Annotated in this window: 1 pseudogene; it reads left to right on the top strand. The window is 69.6% G+C overall.

Annotated elements, in window-relative coordinates:
- Positions 1 to 763: pseudogene (locus tag AB4Z27_RS29215) on the top strand (ubiquinone-dependent pyruvate dehydrogenase); the annotation flags it as partial.

Genomic DNA, 763 nt, shown 5'->3' with positions numbered 1-763 from the left:
TGCCGGTGCTGGCCATCGCCGCCCATATCCCGAGCGCCGAAATCGGCCGTGGCTACTTCCAGGAGACGCATCCCGAGCAGTTGTTCCGGGAGTGCAGCCACTACTGCGAACTCGTCACCAGCATCGAGCAGTTGCCCGGTGTGCTCGAATCCGCAATCCGCGCGGCGGTGGGCCGCCGGGGCGTGGCCGTGATTGTGATTCCGGGCGACGTGGCGCTGCGCGAGGGCACGTTCGCCGAGTCCGCGCCCGCCGCAATCGCCCTGCGGCCTCCGGTGGTCACGCCGGACACGGCTTCGCTCGACGCGCTGGCCAGCCTGCTGCGCGGCAGCCAGCGCACCACGCTGCTGTGCGGGCGCGGTTGCGCCGGCGCGCACGACCAGGTGGTGCAGCTGGCGGCCATGCTGAAGGCACCCGTGGTGCACGCCCTGGGCGGCAAGGAATACATCGAGTACGACAATCCGTACGACGTCGGCATGACCGGCTTGATCGGCTTCAGCTCGGGCTACCACGCCATGCAGGAATGCGACACGCTGCTGATGCTCGGCACCGATTTCCCTTATCGCCAGTTCTACCCCGAGGGCGCGCAGGTCGTGCAGATCGATATTCGCCCGGAAAACCTCGGGCGCCGCACGCGGCTGGACATGGGGCTGGTCGGCGATGTCGGCGCCACGCTGGACGCCCTGCTGCCCCGCCTGGCCCCCAAGGCCGACGAAGCCCATCTGGCGGCGAGCCTGCGCCACTATCGCGACGCACCGCGACGCAC

Source organism: Cupriavidus sp. KB_39, assembly GCF_052114485.1.
In the GTDB taxonomy this organism is placed as follows: Bacteria; Pseudomonadota; Gammaproteobacteria; order Burkholderiales; family Burkholderiaceae; genus Cupriavidus.
This window is presented reverse-complemented; position numbering and strand designations above follow the sequence as displayed.